At 74.1% G+C, this 18,011-nt stretch carries 14 protein-coding genes and 1 riboswitch; of the genes, 8 read left to right on the top strand and 6 right to left on the bottom strand.

Going from position 1 to position 18,011, the window contains the following annotated elements; genetic code table 11:
* Positions 1–67: 67 nt before the first annotated feature.
* Positions 68–1,465, bottom strand: coding sequence for an FAD-dependent oxidoreductase (locus tag RY076_RS01915; RefSeq protein WP_323095717.1), 1,398 nt, complete (start codon positions 1,463–1,465; stop codon positions 68–70).
* Between the two features lie 97 nt (positions 1,466–1,562).
* Here RY076_RS01915 and RY076_RS01910 point away from each other — a divergent pair, with 97 nt between their 5' ends.
* Both RY076_RS01910 and RY076_RS01905 read left to right on the top strand, forming a co-directional pair.
* Positions 1,563–1,976, top strand: a complete 414-nt coding sequence (locus tag RY076_RS01910; RefSeq protein ID WP_323095716.1) for a cupin domain-containing protein — start codon at positions 1,563–1,565, stop codon at positions 1,974–1,976.
* Positions 1,973–2,359 (top strand): SRPBCC family protein, encoded by a 387-nt coding sequence (locus RY076_RS01905; RefSeq protein ID WP_323095715.1) that lies wholly within the window; start codon positions 1,973–1,975, stop codon positions 2,357–2,359. The genes RY076_RS01910 and RY076_RS01905 overlap by 4 nt, the downstream gene beginning before the upstream one ends.
* A gap of 73 nt (positions 2,360–2,432) precedes the next feature.
* On the opposite strand, the gene RY076_RS01900 is transcribed toward RY076_RS01905, so the two are convergent.
* The 3 genes from RY076_RS01900 to RY076_RS01890 form a co-directional block, all read right to left on the bottom strand.
* Positions 2,433–4,391 carry a hypothetical protein gene (locus RY076_RS01900; protein ID WP_323095714.1) on the bottom strand — a complete coding sequence of 653 codons (1,959 nt, stop codon included), beginning with the start codon at positions 4,389–4,391 and terminating at the stop codon, positions 2,433–2,435.
* Between the two features lie 244 nt (positions 4,392–4,635).
* A complete protein-coding gene (locus RY076_RS01895; RefSeq protein WP_323095713.1) occupies positions 4,636–5,775 on the bottom strand; it encodes a hypothetical protein in 1,140 nt (379 codons plus the stop codon).
* A 1-nt stretch (position 5,776) separates the two neighbouring features.
* Complete coding sequence (locus tag RY076_RS01890; RefSeq protein WP_323095712.1) at positions 5,777–6,355, bottom strand: hypothetical protein; 579 nt, start codon at positions 6,353–6,355, stop codon at positions 5,777–5,779.
* Between the two features lie 222 nt (positions 6,356–6,577).
* Here RY076_RS01890 and RY076_RS01885 point away from each other — a divergent pair, with 222 nt between their 5' ends.
* Positions 6,578–7,339, top strand: coding sequence for a hypothetical protein (locus RY076_RS01885; protein ID WP_323095711.1), 762 nt, complete (start codon positions 6,578–6,580; stop codon positions 7,337–7,339).
* 271 nt (positions 7,340–7,610) lie between these two features.
* Positions 7,611–9,143, top strand: a complete 1,533-nt coding sequence (locus RY076_RS01880) for a S8 family peptidase (RefSeq protein ID WP_323095710.1) — start codon at positions 7,611–7,613, stop codon at positions 9,141–9,143.
* Between the two features lie 211 nt (positions 9,144–9,354).
* Here the strand turns inward: RY076_RS01880 and RY076_RS01875 are convergent, their stop codons facing one another.
* Positions 9,355–10,773 carry an MFS transporter gene (locus RY076_RS01875; RefSeq protein ID WP_323095709.1) on the bottom strand — a complete coding sequence of 473 codons (1,419 nt, stop codon included), beginning with the start codon at positions 10,771–10,773 and terminating at the stop codon, positions 9,355–9,357.
* A gap of 37 nt (positions 10,774–10,810) precedes the next feature.
* On the opposite strand from RY076_RS01875, the gene RY076_RS01870 reads away from it, so the two are divergent.
* The 3 genes from RY076_RS01870 to RY076_RS01860 all read left to right on the top strand — a co-directional run bounded on the left by RY076_RS01870 (position 10,811) and on the right by RY076_RS01860 (position 13,417).
* Positions 10,811–11,818 carry a pirin family protein gene (locus RY076_RS01870; RefSeq protein ID WP_323095708.1) on the top strand — a complete coding sequence of 336 codons (1,008 nt, stop codon included), beginning with the start codon at positions 10,811–10,813 and terminating at the stop codon, positions 11,816–11,818.
* Between the two features lie 18 nt (positions 11,819–11,836).
* Positions 11,837–12,853 (top strand): zinc-dependent alcohol dehydrogenase family protein, encoded by a 1,017-nt coding sequence (locus RY076_RS01865; protein WP_323095707.1) that lies wholly within the window; start codon positions 11,837–11,839, stop codon positions 12,851–12,853.
* 180 nt (positions 12,854–13,033) lie between these two features.
* Positions 13,034–13,417 (top strand): iron chaperone, encoded by a 384-nt coding sequence (locus tag RY076_RS01860; RefSeq protein ID WP_323095705.1) that lies wholly within the window; start codon positions 13,034–13,036, stop codon positions 13,415–13,417.
* 34 nt (positions 13,418–13,451) lie between these two features.
* On the opposite strand, the gene RY076_RS01855 is transcribed toward RY076_RS01860, so the two are convergent.
* On the bottom strand, positions 13,452–16,649 hold the full coding sequence (locus RY076_RS01855; RefSeq protein ID WP_323095704.1) for an alpha-mannosidase: 3,198 nt from the start codon (positions 16,647–16,649) through the stop codon (positions 13,452–13,454).
* 290 nt (positions 16,650–16,939) lie between these two features.
* A riboswitch (cyclic di-AMP (ydaO/yuaA leader) is annotated at positions 16,940–17,144 on the top strand.
* 95 nt (positions 17,145–17,239) lie between these two features.
* On the opposite strand from RY076_RS01855, the gene RY076_RS01850 reads away from it, so the two are divergent.
* Positions 17,240–17,992, top strand: coding sequence for a CHAP domain-containing protein (locus RY076_RS01850; RefSeq protein WP_323095703.1), 753 nt, complete (start codon positions 17,240–17,242; stop codon positions 17,990–17,992).
* The last annotated feature ends 19 nt before the right edge of the window (positions 17,993–18,011 follow it).

Below are 18,011 nucleotides of genomic sequence, written 5' to 3'. Positions count from 1 at the left end.
GTGGGCCGCAGACCACGGTATGCCGTGTCCCGTGGGGCGGCGCAACGTCGAAGGGCCGGCCGCCCGGTCAGCGAGACGGCGGACCGACGCGGGGGTGCACGACCGGCGTCCCGGTGGCCACCGGTGATCTCCCGGCGTAGCGCACGACGCGCGCGACGAGCGCCGGCCGGGCCAGTGCGGTCGGCGGGTCGGCGAGCTGGACGACCCGGTTGAAGGCCCGCGCGACCTCGACCGACGAGTGGCTGGCGCGCACGACGCGGCGCACGTAGGCGTTGAGCGCGGCCGAGCCGGGCGGGCGCGGCCCGGTCGTCGCCGGGTGCCCGAAGTCACCACCCACCGCGATACGGCACGGGGCGTCGATGACGCGAGCGGCTTTGCGGTAGAAGCGTTTCGGCAGGTCACCCGCCCGAAGTCCGGCGACGTCAGAGCGGGCCAGGGCCTCGGCGACGACGCGTCCGAGCGCCTCGGCCTGCAGGGCCGAGGAGGTCATGCCCTGGCCGTAGATCGGGTCGAAGCTGCACGCGGCATCACCGAGGCTGACGAGGCCCGGCACCGGCTCGCGCACCCTCTCGTGGTGTCGGCGCTGGCTCGAGGGGAACCGGTAGGTCTCGATGTCCCCGACGCGCTCGCACCTCTCGAGCAGCTCGGCCACCACCGGGGTCGGCAGCCCCCGCGCGAACTCGCGCATCGAGGCGTCGGTCGAGCCGGGTGAGTCGCCGTGGACGCCCGCGAGCGTCACCTGCCAGCGCCCGCCCTCGACGGGCAGCACCGCCCCGCCCCGGAACGTGCCGGGGTTGTCCTGGCACACGACGAAGGTGCCCTCGAAGTCGGCGGCGTCGCGGCGCAGCAGGCACGACGCGTACGCGATGTCGATGCCGACGCGTGTCACGGGAGGGGCCACGACACCGGCCTCGGCGAGGTCGTGCGCGATGGCCGAGCTACGGCCCGAGCAGTCGACGACGAGGTCCGCCGGCCGCTCGACGCCCTCCACCACGACCCCCGTCACCCGCACCGGCACCCCCTCGGACAGGGCGACCCGCTCGACGCGCACGCCCGACTCGACCCTGACGTTCGACAGCGCCGCGACGCGCGCGCGCACGACGCTCTCCAGGAGCGGACGCGTCAGGCTGAGCACCGGCCGCCCCCAGTCACCCCGGGCCCGGTAGGCGCCGCCCTGGTGGACGTAGGCGCGCGAGCCGTCGGTCGGCACGGCACCGCACGCGACGAGCTCGTCCTCGATGCCGGGGAACCAGAGGCGCAGCCTGTCCAGGCCCGCCGACAGCAGCAGGTGCAGGTGGCGGCCCTGCGGCACGCGACCCCGCGGGCGCACCTCGTCGGGGAGCCGCTCGCGCTCGAGGACGACGACCTGCCCGACGTGACCGGCGAGCGCCCGCGCCGTGAAGAGCCCAGCCGTGCTCGCGCCCACGACGACGACGCGTCCGGCCTCCTGCCCGGTCCCGGCCACGGCACCTCCCGACGGTGGACCCACCATCGAGGCTAGGACCGCGTGCGTGCCTGCGGTAGCCGTTCCACGCAGCACCCGCGTCGGGTTTGATGGGTGGATGAGCGACACCCCTGCCCCGGCCGTGCCCGACCCCGCGACGCCGTGCACCCGCGTCGGCGGCGACGAGCTTACACCTGCCGACCCGACACCCGGGATGGCTCGGCAGGTCGCGCTGCACACCGACACGATGTGGTCCGGCACCGTCGACACCGAGGCCGGCACGGCGTCGGGCTGGCACCACCACGGCGACCACGACACCACGCTCTACATCGTCTCGGGGCGGATGCGCCTCGAGTCCGGCCCCGGTGGCCGCGACGTCGTCGAGGCCGGGCCCGGCGACTTCCTCCGCGTGCCCGCCGGCGCCGTGCACCGCGAGTCCAACCCGGGCGACGCGACCTCGCGCGCCGTCATCGTGCGGTGCGGCTCCGGCACCCCGACCGTCAACGTCGACGGCCCGGCGCCCGGGCGATGATGCGCCTGCGGCTCACCGCCACCGGAGACGCCGCGCCCGAGGTCGTGTGGGAGCGCTACCGAGACCTGCGTCTCTGGCCGACCTGGTCGCCCCAGGTGCGCGGCGTCGATGCCCCGGCGGACCTCCTCGCGACGGGGCTGCGCGGCGTCGTGGTCGGGCCGGTCGGCGCTCGGCTGCCGTTCGAGGTGCTCGACGTCGATGAGGCCGCGATGTCGTGGCGCTGGCGCGTCCGGGCCGGGTTCGTCGACGCCGTCCTCGACCATGCCGTGCGCCCGGCACCACGCGGGACCACCACCGACCTCGTCGTCACGGCGCCCTCGGTGTTCGCGCTGGGCTACGCACCGGTGGCACGGCTCGCGCTCCACCGGCTCGTCCGGGCCTGAGCGCTCGAACCGAACCGAGGCTCGCAACACCGCCCGAGCACGGCAAGAGACACGGTTCGAAAAGCCTTGCGCGTCAGGCCTGCCCGGCCGCCGCGGACTCACCCACCAGGCGCCCGGCCGCAGCAGCCGCGATGGCGGCGCGACACGCGTCGACGATCTCGGTCAACGACCCGTCGGGGTCGACCGAACGCTCGAGGGCGACGACCTCGCGCTCCGGGCCCGCGACGCGGAACCCCTCCGGCACGGCCGAGGCGAGCACGAGCGGCATCGGGTCGGCGTCGGGGTGGCGCAGCGAGGACTCCTCCCGGTCGAGCGTGCCGACGTAGATCGGCTCGACGGAGCGCCCGTTCGGCGTCGGTCGCACGACGACGACGTGCACGACGTCGCTCGCGACCGCCACGGTGTCGACCTGCTTGACGGCCGCGAGGACCGCCGACGCCAGCCCCGACGCGTAGGCGAGGTTGCGCTCGCGCACGGTGCGCGGGCGCCATGGCGACTTCCCGGTCGTGGCGCGCCCGAGCACCTCGTCGGCCACGACGACCGGCGGCGGGAACCGCACGAGGACAGTGACGTAGGGCCGCCCGGTCGACGGGTCGTGGCCAGCGTCGAGGCAGGTGACGTCGCTGCCGGACAGGCGCATCGCCTCGTCGACGACGGCGACGACGGTGGCCGGGTCGTGCTCGCGGAGGAGGCGCCACGCCCCGTCGGCGATGGCCCGGCGACGGTCCGACAGCACCCATCGCGCGATCCGGGTGGCGCGCACGATCTCCGCGGCGCGCTCGACCGCGACCTCACGGCGACGCTGCAGGGCCTCGCGGTGCAGGTCGGGTTCGCTCGCGCCCTCGACGTCGAGGGCGCGTCGCAGGATCAGCTCCTCCTCGGCGGCGGTGACCGACGCGCGTGGGGCCGGCGCCGGTGGCCGCAGGGGGCGGAACGGCTGGCGGTGCAGCGAGCGCAGCTCGCCCTCGACGCGGGCCAGCGCGGCCCGGTCGCCGGCGCGGCGCGCGGCGAGCGCCCGGGTCAGGAGGGTCCCGGTGGCGACGGCGGTGGCGGCCACGCTCGCACCGATGGTCGCGATGCCCTGCTCCGGGACGCGGCGCGTCGCCTCGCCGTTGCGGGACCGACGCCACCGCGACCTGATCCCCCGCTCACGACCCGTCGCGTCGCCGCCGTCACGGCCGCCTCGCGGGGCGCGCCACTCACCCTGCTCGCCGACTCGGCCGGGCGCGCCGGCATCGGGGGACCCGGCCACGAGGGTGGGCCGCATGAGCTCAGCGAGGGCCGCCGCCACCGCGCCGCCGACCAGGAACTGGACGCGGAAGCCCGACGGGTGTGTCACGAGGCGCAGCACCGGCGACAGCCGGGCCCGCGAGGCGCCGGCAGCGCCCGAGGTCGGGTCGGCCGTGGACGGGTGGCTCGTGGTGAGCAGCTGGGCCCGCAGGGTCGAGTCGAGGACGGCGGCCGGGTCGGCGCCGGCACGCGTCCCCTCGAGGGCCGACAGCGCGTGCGTGCCGTCGAGGACCGATGCGTCGAAGCTGTCGAACGAGCCGCGCGGGCGGTAGTACTCGCGCCCGGCACGCTCGTAGACGCCGGACGCGCGTGGCGCCCCGCCGTGGGACGAGCCGTTGGGTGAGTCGCCGTGGCTCGAACCCCCGTACGGCGACCCGATCCAGGCCGAGCTGCCGGTCCCCGAGCTGCTCGGCGAGCCGCCATGCGAACCGCCCGGCGAGCTGCCGTGCGAGCTGCCGTATCCGCGGTGGACCGACCTGCCCCGCCCCCCGCGCTCGGGGAACAGCGCGGCGAGCGAGACGGTCGACTGCGCGGCGACCGTCGCGACCGGGAACGAGACCTGCGACCGACGGCCCCGGTCCCGCAGCCCGCGCGAGACGTCCGGCCCGCCGTCCATGGTCCAGAAGGTCCACCGCACCGGCGGGTCGGGCCACTCGGGTTCTGGCAGCCAGTCGTCTGCCGGCACCCACGACGACGGCGGGTCCGGCCACCCCGGCGGCGGGTTGAAGCTCACGGTCAGCACAGGTCCCCCTAGACCCAGGCTCCCCACCCCGTCCCCGTGGGCGTGGAGGCGTCACCGGCACACCTGCCGAGGCCCGGCCCGTGTGCTGTCCGCAGCGTAGCGCTCAAACGAGTTCCGTTGCAGCACAAGATTTTTCGGCTACCCGACGCATCATGATGAATCATGAAATGTACCCTGGACGCCAAAACGCCCACTCGTCGCACGAGTGGGCGTTCCGGACGGATCAGACGGCGCCCGGTACGGGTCAGGCGGTGCCCGCCGATCCGTCGGCCGCGCCACCCAGCGCGGCGTCCAGGGCCTCGTCCTCGAGGGCGGCGACGCACGCGCCGACGACGGCCTCGATGTCGGCCTCCGGTGCGAGCGGGGCGAGGTCGTGCGCCGGGCCGTCGAAGGCCAGCGGCCGGATCGCGGCGCTGAGCAGCAGCGGCATCGGGTCGGCGGCGGCCGGCCGCAACGTGACGGCCTCGCGACTCAGGCTGCCGAGGTACACCGGCTCGAGGCCGGTCCCGCTCTCGGTCGGTCGCATGATGAGCACGTGGACGTCGTCGGCGGCGACGGCGACGGAGATGGCGTGGCGCGCGGTCGCAAGCGTCAACGACGCCAGGCCGCCGAGGTACACGGCGTTGCGCTCCGCGACGGTCCGGCGCCGCAGCATGGGCCGGCCGTTGCCGGACAGGCCCGGCCCCTTCTCACCGACGATGTCCGGACGCGGGTAGCGCACGACGACAGTGACGTAGCCCCGGGCGCCGTCCTCCGACCAGCCCGCGTCGATGCACGTGCACGAGCCTCCGGACGCGGTGAACTCCGCCTCGAGCTCGGCGATGACGGTGACGCGGTCGTTGCGGGCGAGATCGGCCCAGCGGTCCTCCAGGGCCGCGGCGCGGTGCTGCCCGACGACGGCGTGCGCCACCTCGGCGGCCGCCGCGAAGCCGTCGGCCTGCACCTCGGCCTCCTCGCGGGCCGCCCTGCGCTCGGCCAGCCGGAACACCGACACCTGTTGGCGGGCGGCGCGGAACGCCTTGCGGTGCAGGTCCTTGCGCTCGTGGTCGTCGAGCGGTCGGACCGGCTCGGGATCGGGCCGGCGCCGAGGCGTGTGGCTGTGCAGGTGCAGGGAGGACAGCGTCGTCTCGACCTCGGTCAGCGCCGAGACGTCGTCGCCGCGCTGGGCCGCGAGCGCACGCACGGCGAGGACGTCGAGCGACACCCCCGGCACGCCGGAGGGCCCACGTGACCCGACGCCGGTGCCGACCGTCACGCCGTGGCCCGCGCCGTGAACTGCGTCGGGCTCGGCGGACGGGTCGGCACCGGCGACGAGCGTCGCGCGGAGGCCGGACGCGGTGGAGCCGAGTCGCACCTCGGGTGCGACCCTGATCTGGGCCTCCACGTCAGGCGTCCACCCTGCTGACCGGGAAGAGCAGGCCGTCGACGGCCCACGCCTCCTCGGGAGACCGCCGCGCCTCGGGACGCCGGGGCGTCAGGGGCGCGTCGGGCTCGGGCTGGGTCGCGTCCACGAGGACCGACGCGGCCTGGGCCGGGGCGGTGGGAGCCACCACCGGCTCGGGCGCGCGCTCGAAGACCCGCTCGGCCGCCCTGAGGCGGGCGAGCCACGTGCCGCGGTCCGTGCCGTACGTCGCCACGGTGGACCGGGGAGGGGACCCCAGCCGTGGCGGATGCGGCACGGACTGCCCGACACCACCGGCGGAGCCGCCGACGCTCGGGGCGTCGACGGGTCGGTGGGACCCGGTGGCGTCGATGGCACTGACGGCTCGCGAACCGACGGGCATACCGGCGAGCACGTCGCCGGTCACTCCGCCGCTCGCCACCCGGCGCGGGTCGACAACGGTCCAGAACTCCCAGTCCTCGGGCGGCGCAGGCCAGCTGGGGTCCGGCATCCAGTCGTGGCCGGGCGCCCAGGCTGCGGACGGGACCGGCCAACCGGGTGGGATGTTGAAGCGCACGGACATGGTCTTCCCCTTTGAACGCGAACCTCGGAGCACCCCCGTGCTCCACTCCCTCTTCGCGAAAGGTACGGCTCCGGAGGCCCACCTCGTCGCGAAATGGACAAAATCGACGTTTCAGCACATGTCCTGCCCCGGGTCCCGAGCTGCGCGGATCAGGGGCGGCTCGGGGGTCGCTCGGGGTCGACCCCGATGGGCACCGGGGCCGTCGCCCACCACGCTGGGACCATGACGACGACCACCCTGCGCCCCCACCCCGTCGCGGTCCACCCGAGCCGCACGGTCGCGCGCGGCAACCTCGCGACGCGCCCCACGACCGGCGCGGACCGTACGCCGCCCGGTGTCGTCGATGCTCCCTCGGCGGCACCCTCGCTCGCGCCCGACCGCGGCCGGGTGCTCGCCTTCGTCGCGCCCCTCGTCCTCTTCGTCCACGGCATCCTCGTCTGGGTTCTCGGCCTCGGGTCAGCCTCGCCGTCCGCTGTGTCCGGCGCCGGGCCCCTCGGCGCCGACGGCGACTCCAGCGGCACCGTGTCGCTCGCGGTGGGCGCCACCATCGACGGCGCCGACGTGGAGCGGCTCGCGCCCGCGGTGTCGGGCCTGACGCTCGTCCTCGCCGCCGCCGCGTTCTGCTGGCTCGTCGCGGCCCTCGGGACGCGTCTGGAGCACCTGCGGGTCGGCGCCCCGGCCACCGCGCTCGCGGCGTTCGGCGTCGGCGCGACCGCGGCGGTCTGGCTCGGTCAGGCCTCCGGTCTGCTCGGGGCGACGCTGCCCGCGGCCCTCGTCGTCGGCGGTCCGGTCCTCGTGGCCCTCGGCGTCGCGGCGGTGCTCGCGGCCCTGACCCTCGAGGGGCGGCTGCCGATCGGCTCAGCCGCGCTCGCCGGCGTCGGAGCCCTCGCCGTCGCCCTGCCGTGGGGGTTGCTGCCGCTCGGGGCGCTCCTGCTGCTCATCGCGCTCGCGCCGCTGACGCGTCCGTCCCCCGACGTCGCGTGAGCCAAGCGGCACCCGGCCGGTCCGACGCGTCGCGCCACGTGACGCGTCGGGCCGACTGACGCGCCATCCGGCTGACACGTAAGTCCGTCCGACGCGCGCTCCTCCGGGCGGGCGGCGTCGGCCGGTGGACAGGACAGCCGGACCGATGCCGCCCGACCGACACTTCGCCGCGCGCGTCCGCTCCCCGCGCGTGACGATGTCCCCGACGCCCCACCCCGGGCGCCGCAGGACTCACACTCACCCACCCACTCACCCCCCGGGAGCTCAGCACATGCGAAAGCCCACTCTCCGGCGCCGCGGCCTGGCCGCGGCAGCATCCCTCGCGGTCGTGGCAGCCGCAGCGGTCGGCGGCTCGGCCGCCGCCTCGACGAGCGCCGACGAGCCGACGTCGACGCCCGTCCCGATCAGCACCCCCGACGGCCGGCTCATGAGCTACGTCGTCAACGCCCGCGTCGCCAACCCCGGCCAGACGCGTCTCGTCGAGAAGGCGGTCGAGGCCGCGGGCGGCGTCGTCGTCCAGTCGTGGCCGCAGATCGGCGTCGTCGTCGCGCACTCGAAGGTCGCGACCTTCCGGTCCGACGTCGTCGCGAAGGGCGGCAACGCCGTCGACTCGGTCGGCGCCACCCGCACCGTCGAGGTCAGCGAGGGCACCCCCGAGGACGCCGGCGCGTCCTGGGGTCGCGGCGCCTCCGGCTACAAGCAGGGCGCCAAGAAGGACTGGAACGGCGACGTCGAGTCCGACCCCAGCCCCGCCGTCACCACCGACCCGCGCGAGTCCGAGCAGTGGGACCTGACGATGATCAAGGCCGACCAGGCCCACAGGATCACCGACGGCTCCCGCAGCGTCCTCGTCGGGGTCCTCGACTCCGGCATCGACGCCGACCACCCCGACCTCGTGGCCAACCTCGACGTCGCGGACTCGGTGAACTGCACCGACGCCGGTCGCCCGTCGAGCACCGGCTGGCAGCCGACGACGAGCGACCACGGCACCCACGTGGCCGGCACGATCGCGGCCGCCCGCAACGGCGTCGGCATCGTCGGCGTCGCGCCGAACGTGCGCCTCGCGTCGGTCAAGGTCGTCAACGACGCCGGGTTCATCTACCCGGAGTACGCGGTGTGCGGCTTCGTCGAGGCCGGGCTCAAGCACATGGACGTGACGAACAACAGCTACTACGTCGACCCGTTCGAGTTCTACTGCGAGGACCAGCCCGACCAGTACGCGGCCAAGGAGGCCGTGCGTCGTGCCGTCACGTGGTCGACGAAGCAGGGCGTCGTGCACGCCGCCGCCGCCGGCAACTCCGCGCGCGACCTCGCGAACAAGTCGTCCTTCAAGGACACGACGAGCCCCGACGACCAGCCCGCGTCGGGCCAGGTGAGCCGGACGCTCAACAGCGGCTGCGAGGACATCCCGACCGAGCTCGACGGCGTCGTCACGGTCAGCTCGATGCAGCGCTTCCCGGCCGGCACGATGGACAGCCGCCTGTCGTCGTTCAGCAACCGCGGCCTCGGCAAGATCGACGTCGCGGCACCCGGGTCCTCGATCCTGTCGACAGTCGTCGCCAACAACGGCTACGGCCTCAAGAGCGGCACCTCGATGGCGTCGCCGCACGTGGCCGGTGTCCTGGCGCTCATGAAGTCCGTGCACCCCACGTGGACGCCCGCGCAGATGATCGAGAAGCTGCGCCAGCAGGCCGACGACAAGGCGTGCGGCACGACGACGAGCGGCCCGGTCTGCACCGGCCCGGTCGAGGACAACAGCTTCTTCGGTGAGGGTGTCGTCGACGCCCTCGACGCCGTGAGCTGACGCACCACCTGCACGCCCGGGAGGGCCGGTCCGCCTCGGCGGTCCGGCCCTCCCTCACATCCCCCCGGCACGCCCTCTCCTGCGTCGAGTGAGCACCCGGCACCACCAGCCCAACCGGCCCCACCAGCCCCACAAACCTTGCCCCTCTCCTCATCGAGTGAGCACTCAGTCCCACCCGTCACGTGACGGGTGTGACTGAGTGCTCACTCGATCAAGAGGTGGGCGGGACTCCCGCGTGGAGGCGGCCGACGCCGCGGACGGTGCGGACGAGCAGGACGAGGGCGACGAGCTGGCTGACCGCGACGACGGCGACGAGCCAGGGCAGCGACCGGTCGTAGAGCCAGCCGGACACGAGACCGCCGACGACGGCGAACGCACCCTGCACGCCGGCGAAGACGCCGTAGGCCGTGGCCCGCCTCGGCGCTTCGACGACCTCGGCGACGAGCGCCTTGACCGTCGAGTCCTGCACGCCGTAGGCCAGGCCCCACACGGCCACGCCGACGAGCACGAGGGCGAGCGACCCGGTCAGCGCGAGGGGCGGCACCAGCGCGACGAGCACCGGCACCGCGAAGAGCACCGCTCCGCCGAACCGGTCGTAGGCGACGCCGACGACGAGCGCCGCGAGCGCCTCGACGCCCATCGCGCCGGCGTACACGATCGGCACCGTGGCCACCGGGACGAGGCCGCCGACGGTCAGGTGGTAGCCGATGAGGCCGAAGGTCACGAGCCCCGCCGTGGTCAGGCCGGCCGCGAGCGCGTACCGGAAGAACGAGTGCGGCAGACCGGCCCCGACGGCGTCGGCGAACCAGCCGCGCACCCCTGCGACCATCCCTCGCCGAGCCGGACCCGACTCGGCGACAGCGGTTTCCGCGGGCTGCACGACGCCGGCTGCTGACGCGTCGGGCATGGACGCGTCGGTGGGCTCGGTGGGCCCGGCGCGCTCGGTGGTCTCGGCGGGCTGGGTGGGCTGGGGGTCGTAGGCGGCGGGGTCGGGCACGCGGGCGCGGATGATCGCGAGCAGGACCATGGCGACGACGCCGGGGATCGCGAGCACGAGCATGCCGGGCCAGATCGTGCCCGCGGCCGCGACGACCGCCGCGACGAGGAGCGGCCCGGCGAAGGCGCCGACCTGGTCGAGGGCCTTGTGGACGCCGAAACCGCGTCCGCGCCCCACCGCCGTCGCGACGTGGGCGAGCAGGGCCGACTTCGACGGGCTGCGCACGGCCTTGCCGGCCCGCTCGAGGAGGATGAGCAACGAGGCGAGGGCGAGCCCCGCACCACCGACGAACGGGGTGACGGCGAGCAGCGGCACGCAGACGGCGGTGAGCCCGTAGCCGACGATGGTCAGCGCCCAGTAGCGGCCGGTGCGGTCGGCGAGCGGGCCGAAGACGAGCCGCAGCACGAGCGCCATGGCCTCACCCGCGCCGGTGACGAACCCGACGACGACCGCCCCCGCGCCGAGCGAGGCGAGCAGCGGCCCGTACATCGAGCGGGCACCCTCGTAGACCATGTCGGCGGCGAGGCTGACGAACCCGAACCACCAGACCACCCGCCAGGCCGACCACCGCAGCGCCGGCCGGGTGCCGGTCACCGGCGGGGTGGGGGCGTCGGGTCGGGCCGGCTCGGTCATGGTGGGCAACGTAGCAACGTCGCCTTAGCCTGATCCGGTGAGCAACCCGGACCGCTCCCCAGCCGAGGTCACCTGCGAGCACCGCGACGCCGACGCGGGTTCCGTCGCCGGCACCGGCCCCGTCGTGCTCCCCTACCGCGACGTGCCGCTCGGCGGCCCTCGGGCGATGCCGGTGCGGCGGAGCCTGCCGCAGCGCGAGCGCTCGCTCATCGGGGCGTGGTGCTTCGTCGACCACTACGGCCCCGACGACGTGTCGGCCACCGGCGGCATGGTCGTGCCGGGCCACCCGCACACCGGCCTGCAGACGGTGTCGTGGCTCTTCTCGGGCGAGGTCGAGCACCGCGACACCACCGGCGTCCACGCGTTCGTGCGTCCCGGCGAGCTCAACATCATGACCGCCGGCAACGGCATCGCCCACTCCGAGTACTCGACACCGAGCACGACGACCCTGCACGGGGCGCAGCTGTGGGTGGCGCTGCCCGAGGCGAGCCGGTTCACGGCGCCGGGATTCGAGCACTACGCGCCCCCGGTCACCGAGGTCGACGGCTGCCGTGTCCTCGTCTTCCTCGGGTCGCTGTTCGGGGACACGTCGCCGGTGTCGATGCACTCGCCACTCGTCGGGGCCGAGGTGACCGTGCCCGCCGGGCGCTCCGTGGACGTCGAGCTGGACGGATCTTTTGAGCACGGGTTCCTCTGCGACACAGGGATGCTCACGGTCGAGACTGCCATGGCCAAGCCCGGCGAGGTCGTCTTCGTGCCGACGGGCACGAAGGCGGTCACCCTGACGGCCGGCGACGAGGACACGCGCCTGCTCGTGCTCGGCGGCGCCCCGTTCGGCGAGCAGGTCGTCATGTGGTGGAACTTCATCGGCCGCAGCCACGAGGAGATCGTCGGCTTCCGGGAGCAGTGGCAGCGCGAGCGCGAGGCCGCCGCCGAAGGTGCGACGCCCGACGCGTCGACCCGCTATGGCACCTTCCCCGACGCGTGGGAGCACACCCTGCCCGCACCTGGCCTGCCGAACCTGCGTCTGCGCTCGCGCGGCTGACTTGGAAGGATGGGGGCCATGCGCGCGACGACGATCCACGGCCCCGGCGACATCCGACTCTCCGAGGTGCCCGACCCGACCATCGAGGCACCGACCGACGCCATCGTGCGCGTCACGGCCGGGTGCATCTGCGGCTCCGACCTGTGGCCCTACCGCGGCGAGAACCCGATCCGTGAGGGCGCGACGATCGGCCACGAGGCCGTCGGCGTCGTCGAGGAGGTGGGCTCGGAGGTCAAGGACTTCAGGCCCGGCGACTTCGTCGTCATCCCGTTCTGCCACTGCGACAACACGTGCCCCGACTGCCTGGCCGGCGTCCAGTCCGCGTGCCCGAACGCCGACGGCACCGCGAGCGGCCAGGCCGAGCTGACCCGCGTCACCCAGGCCGACGGCAGCCTCGTCAAGACCGACGGGATGCCCGACGAGCGTTTCGTGCCTTCGCTGCTCGCGCTGTCCGACGTCATGGCCACGGGCTGGCACGCGGCCGTCGCGGCCGGGGTGACGCCGGGCTCGACGGTCGTCGTGGTCGGTGACGGCGCGGTCGGCCTCTGTGGCGTCATCGCCGCCGAGCAGCTCGGCGCCGAGCGGATCGTCGCGATGTCGCGCCACGAGCCGCGCCAGGCCCTCGCCCGTGAGTTCGGTGCCACCCACGTCGTGGCCGAGCGCGGCGACGACGCCGTGGCCGCCGTCATGGACCTCACCGGCGGCATCGGCGCCGACGCCGTGCTCGAGTGCGTCGGCACCCACCAGTCGATGGACACCGCCTTCCACGTCGCACGCGCCGGCTCGACCGTCGGCTTCGTCGGCGTGCCGCACGGGGTCGAGCTGCCCCTGCGCCGGATGTTCGTCCGCAACATCGGCCTGGCCGGCGGCATCGCCCCGGTGCGCCGGTACCTGCCCGACCTCATGGCGCGGGTCCTGTCCGGCCGCATCGACCCGGGCAAGGTCTTCGACCTGACCCTCCCGCTCGACGAGGTCGCCGAGGGCTACCGCGCCATGGACGAGCGCCGCGCCGTCAAGGTGCTGCTCGAGCCGTGAGGCCCGGGGAGGGCCCTGTGACAAGGCGATTCACGTGATGTCACCGGACGTTCACGTATTTGTCGTTTTGCTGGAGTTTGGACACGAAATGCCCTCTTACTTTGCAGTCACCCCATTCGGCACATAAAGTCGCAGACATCCCTCCCGACAACCGGTCCGGATACTGAGTGAGGACCAGGCTTGGCCCCGAGATTCGCGTCCGTCGATGACTACATCGCCTCCTATCCCGAGGAGACGCGGACTCAGCTCGCGAGGGTGCGAACGGCGATCCGCACGGCGGTGCCCGACGCCCGCGAGAAGATCAGCTACGGCATGGCCACCTTCATCCTCGAGGGCAAGCCGCTGCTCTATTTCGCCGGGTGGAAGAACCACGTCGGTATGTATCCCGTGCCCACCGGCGACGCCGCCTTCGAAGACGCCATCCGGCCGTTCCGTCGGGCCAAGGACACCGTGCGTTTCCCGATCACGAAACCGGTGCCGCTCGACCTCGTCGCGACCATCGCGCGGCTCTGCGTGAAACGTGCCGCCGAGCGCGAGCGCGAGGAGCAGTCGCAGTCCGGCTGACCACGGGCCGACCAGTGCCCCGCCCGGTCAGTGGTCAGCGTCGGGGCGTCAGGCGCAGCGTGACGATCCGGAACGGCCGCAGTCGCAGGCGGATCGCATCGGCGGGAGTGCCGGTGCTGGTGCCGGTCTCGATGGCGTCCTCGACGACCACGAGCGCCTCGCGGCCCGCGAGCGCGGCCGATCCCGGCTCCTCGAGCAGGTCGGTCTCGACGACGCGCTGGACCGGGAAGCCCGGCACGAGCGTCACGTCCCGGCGGCCGCCGGTGGCCTCGTAGAGCCGGACGACGACGTCGCCGCTGCCGTCCTCGGCGAGCTTGACCGCCTCGACGACACACCCCGGGTCGTCCACCGCCACAAGGGGCCTCACCGACGCGGGGTCACTCCCCGACCCCTCGGGCGGGGCGCCGAGCAGCGGCAGGTGCATCGAGTACCCGTGCGCGACAGCCTCGGCGACGTCGGCACCGGGCACGATCCCGAACCGCACGACGTGCTCGCCGACGACCTCAGAGGCATCGGTGTCGGGGTCGGGGAACGACGGCGAGCGCAGCAGCGTCAGGCGCACCGTCGTAACCGGCTCGCCCGACGCGTCGACGCCGCGGCGCACCGCGTGCCCGTACGTCGACTCGTTGACGACGGCCAGGCCCCAGCCCTCCTCGCCGACGTGCAGCCAGCGGTGCGCGACCATCTCGTGCCGCGCGGCCTCCCACGACGTGTTCTCGTGCGTCGGCCGGCGCAGGTGGCCGAACTGGATGTCGGCGGTGCTGTGCGGCGCGAGGACCGGGACGGGCACGTAGGCGGCGAGGGCCCGCTCGCTCTCGCGCCAGTCGACGCGCACCTCGACGTCGACGCGCGGCGAGTCGGCCGTGACGGTCGTGCGCTGCACGTACGTCGACTGCCCGACGCGTCCGCGGGCCTCGACGACGACGCGCAGCGGTCCCGCCTCGACGACACGGGCGGCGTGCGCGCCGTCCCCGCGCGACGCGTCGGGCGTGACGTCGGGCGTGACGTCGGGGGACGTCCACGTTCGGGCGTGCGGCTTGTCGATGTCCCAGGCGTCCCACATCGCCGGCACGTCGGGGTGAAGGCGCAGCTCGGCGGCGCGGGCTCCGGGCGGGAGCGCGTCGCGGCCGCCGTGGCGCACGTCGAGGAGGCGCTCGATCGAGCCGTCGGGCGCGACGGTGACCGACACGAGCCCGTTGGTGACGGTGAGACCGTCGACCTCCACGGGGCGCTCGGGCTCGACGCGTCGGCCGCCGACGGAGAGCGCGGGCACCTCGACGAGTGCGACCTCGCCACCGTCGCGACCAGCCCCGACGACCTCGACGACCTCCCGACGCGGCAGCGGCCCGGCGTTGAGCAGCCCGGGGCGACGGGCGTCCTCGCCCGCGAGCAGGTCGAGGGCCTCTGCGACGAGCGCGCGCAGCTCGGCCGTCAACCGCGTGAAGTCCTCGCGGGCCTCGCGGTGCACCCATCCGATGGCGCTGCCGGGCAGGATGTCGTGGAACTGCAGGAGCAGCAGGCGTTCCCACACGAGGCGCAGCCGCTCGGCCGGCCACTCGCCGAGGCCGCGGAGGGCGACGAGCGTCCACGCCAGCTCGGCCTGGCGCAGGAGTGCCTCGCAGCCGCGGTTGCCGGCCTTCATGGCGCGCTGGCTCGTCAGGGTGCCGCGGTGCAGCTCGAGGTAGAGCTCGCCGGCCCACGTCGGGGCGCGGTCGGCGTACTCCTCGCGGACGGCGTCGAAGAACGAGGACGCCGTGCCGACGTCGACGGCGGGCGAGCCCTCGAGCGAGCGGAGCCGGCGGGCCCGTTCGAGCATCTCGCGCTCGGGACCACCGCCGCCGTCGCCGAAGCCGAACGGGATGAGCGCCCGCCGGGACCGGCCCTTCTCGAGGTGCTGGCGACCGGAGCGGTGGACGTCCGCGCCGCCGAGCTTGCTCTCGTAGGTGTCGGCCGGCGGGAAGTGCGTCAGGATGCGCGACCCGTCGATGCCCTCCCACCAGAAGGTGTGGTGCGGGAAGGTGTTCGTGTCGTTCCAGCTCAGCTTCTGGGTCAGGAACCACTCGGCGCCCCCGAGCCGCGCGATCTGCGGGTAGGCCGCCGCGTAGCCGAAGGAGTCGGGCAGCCAGACGCCGGCGCAGCGTCGGCCCAGCTCGCGCTCGAAGAACCGCTGGCCGTGGAGCAGCTGGCGCACGAGCGACTCACCGCTCGGCATGACGCCGTCGGCCTCGACCCACTGGCCGCCGACCGGCTCCCACGTGCCGGCCTCGACGGCGTCGAGGATGCGCTGCCAGATGGCCGGCTGGTGATCCTTGGTCCACGCGTACTGCTGCGCCGACGAGCAGGCGAAGACCAGCTCGGGGTAGTCGGCGGCGAGGGCCGTGACGTTGGCGAAGGTGCGCGCGCACTTGCGCACGGTCTCGCGCACCGGCCACAGCCACGCGGAGTCGATGTGGGCGTGGCCGACCGCGGTGAGGCGCTGGGCGCTCGTCGCGGCCGGCGCCGCGAGGACCTCGGCGAGCGCGGCCCGGGCCGCCACGGCCGTGCCGCGCACGTCGTGGACGTCGAGGACCGCCAGGGCGTCGTCGAGCGCGGCGGTCACCTCGAGGCGTCGGGCGTCGCGCTCGGGCAGCTCGCCGGCGAGGTCGACGAGGACGTCGAGGTCCATGGCGAGGCCGAAGACCTCCGGCTCGAACACGGCGACGTCGATGCGGCCGAGGACGTAGCGCGGGTCGTCGCCGGCCGTCGCGAGGTCGCCGAGCCCGGTGGGCCGGAAGCCGTGCTCCATGACGGCCGGGTTGCCGGCGGCCTCGAGGTGCAGGTGGATCGGCTCGCCGCCGGCGGCGTCGGGGCTGACGCGGTACCAGCGGTTCATCGGGTGGATGCCCTTGAGCGGCGTGCCGGCGGCGTCGTGGAGCAGGCCCTCGGCCTGGAAGCCGGGCCCCTCGCCGCGGAACCCGAGGTCGACGACCACCTCGACGCACTGCCCGGCGAACGCGTCGGGCACTGCCCCGGTGATCTCGAACCACCACGTCGACCACGGCTCACCCCAGGGCGTGCCCGGCCCGACCGGCTCGTGCGGCGCCGCCAGCGCCTCGGCGACCGGCACCGGCTCGCCCGGCGCGTGCCAGGCCGACACCGCGAGGGGCGTCCGGTCGCGGTGTACCGCAGGAAGGACGTGCTCGGCGAGCACACGGCGGGAGCGGGCGAGCACGTGCGAGCTGTCGTCGAACACGCGTCGACCCTAGCCAGACGAGGGCTGCCGCGAGCCGTTCCCGCACGACACACCCGCGACGCCGGCTTTTACCGGACGTCATGACCCCGTGAAGGCAGAATGGCCACACCCCAGTGTGACCTGCGTCACAATCAGGCCACGGTAAAGGCCAGGTAAAGGCCGCCCATGCACTCATTCAAGGACGAATCCGACGCGCCCCCGTTACCTCGGCGTGACATTGCCCGGTTGAGTCGTCTACAGTTCCGGGAGTCCGGCCCCCCTGGCCGGGCGCGTACGAGGTGGACCGCCTAGTCCTGTCACCGCCTTGAACGTGAGATCAGACCTTGTGACAGGAGCGGAGGAACCACACGTTTCTCCGGGCGTCCGGCACCACGACTCCGGACGTCCTTGGGGTGAAGTACCCATCCGGGCCGAGCACGACACACGGCACGGGAGGGAGCCGGGCACCTTTCCGCCCGAACCCGACAGCTAACTTCGTAGGCGCGGAGAGGTACATGACTGAGATCATCCGCGGGCGCCACCGTGCGCCAGGACGCCACAATCCCCTCAACGAACTCAAGCTTCTCGCCCGTGAGTCGGCTCAGCCGGCCATGAAGGGCGCCGCCATCGTCGCGGCCACCGGCGGCATCCTCGCCACCTTCGCGGGTCCGGCCAGCGCCGACGAGGCCAAGGCCGCCAACGGTGCCGTCACCGCTCTCGGCTCCCCCGCCGTCGTCGGCCCGGCCGCCACGCGAGCCGCAGCCCCCTCGACGGCCCTGTCGAAGATCGGCTTCCAGCCGCAGGTGCAGCAGGCCGTCGCGCAGCGCACCGCCAAGGCCAAGCCGGCCGTCATCGAGGACGTCGTCGTCGAGAAGGCCCGCCAGGCCGCCGTCGACCGCAAGGCCGCTGCCGAGCGGGCCTCCCGCGAGGCCTCGCGTCAGTCCCTGCTGAGCAGCACCGTCTCGGTCAAGTCGAACAGCAACGGCTCGGTCCCGAGCGCGTCGTCGGGCATGCGCTCGTCGCACAACTGGGCCACCGCTGGCCAGTGCACGTGGGGCGCCCTCAACAAGTGGTACCAGTCCGAGGGCTACTACCCCGGCGGCTGGACCGGCAACGCCATGGAGTGGGCCTCGGGCGCCGCTTCCGCCGGCTACACCGTCAGCGGCACGCCGCGCACCCGCTCGATCGTCGTCATGCAGCCCGGCGTCAACGGCTCGGGCAGCGTCGGGCACGTCGCCTGGGTCACGGCCGTCAACGGCGACCAGGTCACCATCATCGAGATGAACGCGATGGCCGGCCCGTACAACTACAACACCCGCACCGTCACCGACAAGGCGGGGATGAAGTACATCTACGCGCCGTGACCTGACCGGTGCGCCCGCG

The sequence above is a fragment of the Intrasporangium zincisolvens genome, assembly GCF_034724055.1.
In the GTDB taxonomy this organism is placed as follows: Bacteria; Actinomycetota; Actinomycetes; order Actinomycetales; family Dermatophilaceae; genus Monashia; species Monashia zincisolvens.
The sequence above is the reverse complement of the archived record's forward strand: the minus strand, read 5'-3'. Positions and strand labels throughout refer to the sequence as shown.